The following is a 5,569-nucleotide window of genomic DNA, read 5'->3' on the forward strand; positions in this document are numbered from 1 at the left end:
GGTTGGAGTTGACTGGTACTAATAGGCCGAGGGCTTGTCCTCAGTTGCTCGCGTCCACTGTGTTGGTTCTGAAATAACGAACTGTGTTGTTCCGGTTTGTTTGTTTCATAGTGTTTCGGTGGTTATTGCGTTAGGGAAACGCCCGGTTACATTCCGAACCCGGAAGCTAAGCCTTTCAGCGCCGATGGTACTGCAGGGGGGACCCTGTGGGAGAGTAGGACACCGCCGAACAATTGTTGTGGGATTGCCCTGTCGGGAACTTAGTGTTCCTGGCAGGGCTTTCTTGCGTTGTGCCCCCGATGAGGTAGGGCGCGGCTGTCCGCCGCCCGTGATGTGCGCCGGCGTCGGCTCCGTCTTGTGGAGGTGAGTGGAGGTGACGGGTCATCAAGCGCCTCTGCCGTCCCGCGGCATCGAAGGCAACGGAGGTGGCGGCGGCATCGGTAGTGACGGCGGCAGCGATTGCTTTCCCACGACCGTCATAGGGTGAGCGAATGCGCTACGACTTGGTCATATTCGACAATGACGGGGTGTTGGTGGACAGCGAACCGCTGTCGAACCGGACCCTGGCCGCCTATCTGACGGAGCTGGGGCATCCCACCAGCTATGAGGACTCGATACGCGACTACATGGGCTCCGCGGTCCACCGCATCCACGACCTCGTCATGGAGCGCACCGGCCGCCGGTTGCCCGACGACTTCGACGATGTCTTCCACAGCCGGGTGTTCGAGGCGTTCCGCCGGGATCTGCTGCCCGTGCCGGGAGTCGCCGACGTACTCGACAAGCTCACCGCCGACGAAGTTCCGTACTGTCTGGCCTCGTCCGGCAGCCATGAGCGCATCCGGGTCGCGTTGCGCACCACCGGGCTCGACGACCGGTTCGGGGAGGACCGGATCTTCAGCTCGCAGGACGTCGGCCGGGGCAAGCCCGCCCCGGATCTGTTTCTGCACGCCGCGGCGGTCATGGGGGTGGCTCCCGAGCGCTGTGCGGTGGTCGAGGACAGTCCGCTGGGAGTGCGTGCGGCGGTCGCCGCCGGGATGGACGTGTACGGCTTCACCGCGATGACCCCGCCCGCGAAGCTGGCGGGCGCCACCGCGCTGTTCGGTGCGATGAGCGAGTTGCCGGAGTTGCTGGCCGGGGGCTGAGGACCGATACGGTGGCCGACATGAGCGGCCGAGCACAGTTGATGTGGGACGAGGCAGTCACGGGTTACGACTTCGGCCCCGGCCATCCCATGGATCCGGTGCGGCTCGCCCTCACCATGCGGCTCGTCGAGGCGTTCGGTCTGGACGGCAAGCTGCGGGTGACGGCGGCGAAGGCCGCGGGGGACTCGACGCTCCGGCTGGTGCACCGCTCGGACTACGTGTCCGCGGTCCGCCGCGTCTCGGCCGACCCGGCCGCTGCGGACGGCTCCTTCGGGCTCGGCACCGAGGACGACCCGGCGTTCGCCGGGATGCACGAGGCGTCGGCACTGATCGCCGGCCAGTCGGTCGGCGCGGCGGACGCCGTGTGGCGCGGGGAGGTGCTGCACGCGGTGAACTTCGCGGGCGGGCTGCACCACGCGATGCCGGGCGCCGCCTCCGGTTTCTGCGTGTACAACGACGCGGCTCTGGCGATCGCGCGGCTGCTGGAACTCGGCGCCGAGCGGGTCGCGTACGTGGACGTCGACGTCCACCACGGGGACGGCGTACAGGCCGCGTTCTGGGACGACCCCCGGGTGCTGACGATCTCGCTGCACGAACATCCGCGGACCCTCTTCCCGCAGACCGGCTGGCCGGAGGAGACCGGTGGCGAGCACGCCGAGGGCCGTGCGGTGAACGTGGCCCTGCCGCCCGGCACCACCGACGACGGCTGGCTGCGGGCCTTCCACGCGGTCGTCCCGGAACTGATCGGCGCCTTCGGCCCGCAGGTTCTCGTGACCCAGCACGGTGCCGACACGCACATCGAGGACCCGCTCGCCCACCTCGCGGTCAGCCTCGACGCGCAGCGCGCCGTACAGCAGGCGTGTCACGACCTGGCGCACGAGCACACCGAGGGCCGCTGGGTGGCTCTGGGCGGAGGCGGTTACGCGATCGCGGACGTGGTGCCCCGTTCGTGGACGCATCTGGTGGCGATCGCCGCGGGCGAGCCCGTCGACCCCGCGGCCGAGACCCCCGAGGAGTGGCGGCACGAGGTGTACGCGCGGACCCGGCAGCTCGCGCCGTCGCGGATGACGGACGGACGGCATCCGCACTGGCGGGACTTCGAGGACGGCGGCTACGACCCGGCGGACCGGCTGGACCAGGCCGTGCTCGCCACCCGGCGAGCGGTGTTCCCGGCGCACGGGCTGCTTCCGTAGCCCGCGATCCGTACCGCGATCCGTAGCGCTGTACGGACGGGGGCAGGGGCGGACACGGACGGGGCCGGAGCAGGAGACGGACCTGGAGCCGGCCGAGCGGAGCCGAGCAGGAACCGCGGCCCCGGCAGGCTCCCGGACAGGGACAGGGACAGGGACAGGGGCAGGCGCCCGGGACAATGCCGGGACCGGGGAGCAGGGCCGGTCCTCCGGCCGCGGTGGGGCCGTTCGGCGGCAAGGTTACGTCCTGTTAGCCCGACAGTGGCTTCCTTCGCCCGATTTCGGTCGTCCCGGTCCGCGGGTGCGGAAGCATGAGCCGCGTGTTGAGTCCCGGCGCCCTGCGCGCTCATCTGCTGGCGGCCCGGCTGGCCGGGCCGGTCGCCACCTCGCGGGAGAGGAGCCTGCGGAGCTACCGGCTGTTCGCGGCCCGAGACCCGCGACTGCTGCTCGGCCTGGACCCCGAACGGCCGTGGCGGCAGCGGGACCTGCTGCGGCTGATGGCCGACCGCTGCGGTGTCTCGCCCGACCCGGAGCACGTGTCCGGTCCGGACGTGATCGATCCCGACCGTACGATCGCAGCTCTCGACGTGTTCGCCGACCGGCTGGCCGCCGCCGCGCGGGCACGGGTTCCGGTGCTGCTCGGGACCGGGCACCCGCACCGGCTCCTCGAGTTCTACGCCGTTTTGGCCGCCGCCCTGTCGTCGGCGGGATGTCAGATCCTCACCCCGGCGCAGGGGAGGAGTGTCGACATTCGCACGCGGTTCGGGGTACGTACGTACAACCTTGACTACGTACGGGGAGTCGCGTTGGTGCGCGAAGGGGGCGCGCCCGGCCCGGCGCGCGAAGCGGGCGTGCACAGTCATTCCCCGCTGCCGGTTCGGGCGGCGCTCGCGGCGGCCGCCGACTCCCGTGGTCCGCTGCCGGAACTGCTGATCGGGGATCACGGCTGGGTCTGCGGGGCAGGTCAGCTGGGTATCGAGGCGATGGGGCCGGCGGATACGGACGATCCCGCGCTGTTCGTCGGGGAGGCCGAGGGGCGGGTCTCGGTGGCCGTTCCGCTTGATGACGCCGTGCGGTCCGATTACTACCGACCGCTTACTCGCTATGTACTCAATCAAGCGTGTCTGTCACAGTAGGCGGCCGATCTCTGCTCCTCTTCCCCATTCGCACCACCCGCCCCTAGTCTGGGAGTGAGCGCGCAGCGACGAGGAGTCACCGGAGGGGAAGCCGGTGCCCGTCATGTGCGGAAGGTCAGGTGTCTCATGGCTGGTGGCGAGAGGCCTCTCAACGAGGTCGTGTTCCTGACCGTGGCGGAAGTCGCCTCGGTGATGCGAGTGTCGAAGATGACCGTGTACCGCTTGGTGCACAGCGGTCATCTGCCCGCCATCCGGGTGGGGAGGTCGTTCCGAGTCCCGGAGCAAGCGGTGCACGAGTACCTCCGCGAGTCCTACGTGGGGGTGGAGACCGCCTGACGGCGCCCCTCGGATTACGTCCATCACTCGGCGCCCGGTAGGCTGGGCCGACGTAGGTAGTGTGGGCTCGGACGCCCCGCACCGAGTGATTCGAAGTGAGCGAGGGTAGTCGTGGGCTCTGTTATCAAGAAGCGGCGCAAGCGGATGGCCAAGAAGAAGCACCGCAAGCTGCTCAAGCGCACCCGTGTCCAGCGTCGCAACAAGAAGTAGGCGACAGCTGAACGCGTGACGCCGCCCTCCCGCCACACGGCGGGAGGGCGGCGTTCTGCGTTCCGGCGTGCGGGGTTCCGGCGTGCCGTGTTCAGGTGTTCTGCGTTCCGGTGTTCAACGTTCCGCAGCGCGCGTTCCGGTGTTCTGCGTTCCGTAGCGCGCGTTCCGGCGCGTTCCGGTGCCTGTGTGCCCGCGCTCGGGGTACACGCCCCGGGACGCCCGGCCGGGCGGTCGGTGCGTACCGGGGTCACCATGGCGCAACATCGACGGGATACGGTGACCGCCGAGGCACAATCAGCGAGTCATCCGCGGCACAGTCTCAGCCCGCCCACGGCGGGAAGGAAGGCGCTGATCTTGGGCAAGGTCGTGCTCGTCACCGGTGTCGCCCGGCAGCTCGGCGGCCGTTTCGTACGGCGCGTCCAACGGGAGCCCGGGGTCGACCGGGTGATCGCGGTGGACGCGGTTCCCCCCGAGCACCATCTCGGCGGCGCCGAATTCGTCCGCGCCGACATACGGCAGCCGGCGATCGCCCGAGTGCTCGCCGAGCACGCCGTGGACACCGTCGTGCACATGGACGTCACCGGCACCCCGGCACGTTCCTTCGGCACCGGGTCCCGCTCCGGGCGCGGCCGTGCCGCCGTCAAGGAGACCAACGTCATCGGCACGATGCAGCTGCTCGGCGCCTGCCAGAAGGCGCCGTCCGTGCGGCGGCTCGTGGTCAAGTCCTCCACCAATGTGTACGGTTCCGCGCCCCGCGATCCGGCCGTGTTCACCGAGAACACCCCGCCGAAGTCGCTGCCCAGCGGCGGCTTCCCGAAGGACACCGTGGAGGTCGAGGGGTACGTCCGCGGGTTCGCCCGGCGCCGTCCCGACGTGGCGGTCTGCGTGCTGAGGTTCGCCAACATCCTCGGCCCGTTCGCCGACTCACCGCTCGCCGAGTACTTCTCGCTGCCCGTCCTGCCCACCGTGCTCGGCTACGACCCGCGGCTCCAGTTCGTGCACGAGGACGATGTGATGCGGGTGCTGCTGATCGCCGCGTCCGAGCCCCGCCGCGCCACGCTCAACAGCGGCACCTTCAACATCGCGGGGGACGGAGTCCTGCTGCTCTCGCAGTGCGCCCGCAGGCTGGGCCGGCCCACCGTACCGCTGCTGCTGCCCGCCCTGAACTGGGCCCGCACGGCACTGCGTACCCTCGGCATGACGGACTTCTCGGCCGAGCAGATCCGGTTGCTCACCCACGGCAGGGTGGTCCGTACGACGGAGATGCGGGACACCCTCGGGTTCGAACCCGCCTATACGACGGCGGAGGCCTTCGCGGACTTCGCGCGCAGCCGGGGCCCCGGGCTGCTCCCGCCCGAGCTGCTCGCCCGCACCGTGGACCGGCTCTCCGGCACGCTGACGCCGGCCGGCGCGGGCGGCGAAGACGACCTGTCCGGCGGCAAGTGAGGAGCGCACCCAGCATGGCGGATGCCAAGGTCATCCCGTTCGGCGAGGACCGTCCCCGGGGGTCGGCGGACCGCACCCCGGGGCGGCGGCGCACCGGCCGCAGGAAGGC

6 protein-coding genes and 1 rRNA gene are annotated in these 5,569 nt (G+C 70.2%); all 7 read left to right on the forward strand.

The annotated features are described in order from the left end of the window. Window positions 1-114: 114 nt before the first annotated feature. The 7 genes from rrf to GCU69_RS15665 all read left to right on the forward strand — a co-directional run bounded on the left by rrf (window position 115) and on the right by GCU69_RS15665 (window position 5,460). Window positions 115-231: ribosomal RNA gene (gene rrf, locus GCU69_RS15635) — 5S ribosomal RNA — on the forward strand. A gap of 260 nt (window positions 232-491) precedes the next feature. Next, window positions 492-1,142, forward strand: a complete 651-nt coding sequence (locus GCU69_RS15640) for an HAD family hydrolase (RefSeq protein ID WP_098752451.1) — start codon at window positions 492-494, stop codon at window positions 1,140-1,142. 20 nt (window positions 1,143-1,162) lie between these two features. Beyond that, a complete protein-coding gene (locus GCU69_RS15645; protein ID WP_156206383.1) occupies window positions 1,163-2,335 on the forward strand; it encodes an acetoin utilization protein AcuC in 1,173 nt (390 codons plus the stop codon). A gap of 317 nt (window positions 2,336-2,652) precedes the next feature. Further along, on the forward strand, window positions 2,653-3,468 hold the full coding sequence (locus GCU69_RS15650; protein WP_098752454.1) for a phosphatase: 816 nt from the start codon (window positions 2,653-2,655) through the stop codon (window positions 3,466-3,468). Between the two features lie 126 nt (window positions 3,469-3,594). Continuing rightward, on the forward strand, window positions 3,595-3,804 hold the full coding sequence (locus GCU69_RS15655; RefSeq protein ID WP_098752453.1) for a helix-turn-helix domain-containing protein: 210 nt from the start codon (window positions 3,595-3,597) through the stop codon (window positions 3,802-3,804). 111 nt (window positions 3,805-3,915) lie between these two features. Beyond that, entirely contained in the window at window positions 3,916-4,014 is a 99-nt protein-coding gene (locus tag GCU69_RS15660) for a 30S ribosomal protein bS22 (protein WP_003948845.1), read from the forward strand. 354 nt (window positions 4,015-4,368) lie between these two features. Further along, window positions 4,369-5,460: an NAD-dependent epimerase/dehydratase family protein gene (locus GCU69_RS15665; protein ID WP_098752450.1), complete on the forward strand. Its 1,092-nt coding sequence runs from the start codon at window positions 4,369-4,371 to the stop codon at window positions 5,458-5,460. Window positions 5,461-5,569: the final 109 nt, after the last annotated feature.

The sequence above is a fragment of the Streptomyces lycii genome (genome assembly GCF_009735685.1).
GTDB lineage: Bacteria > Actinomycetota > Actinomycetes > Streptomycetales > Streptomycetaceae > Streptomyces > Streptomyces lycii.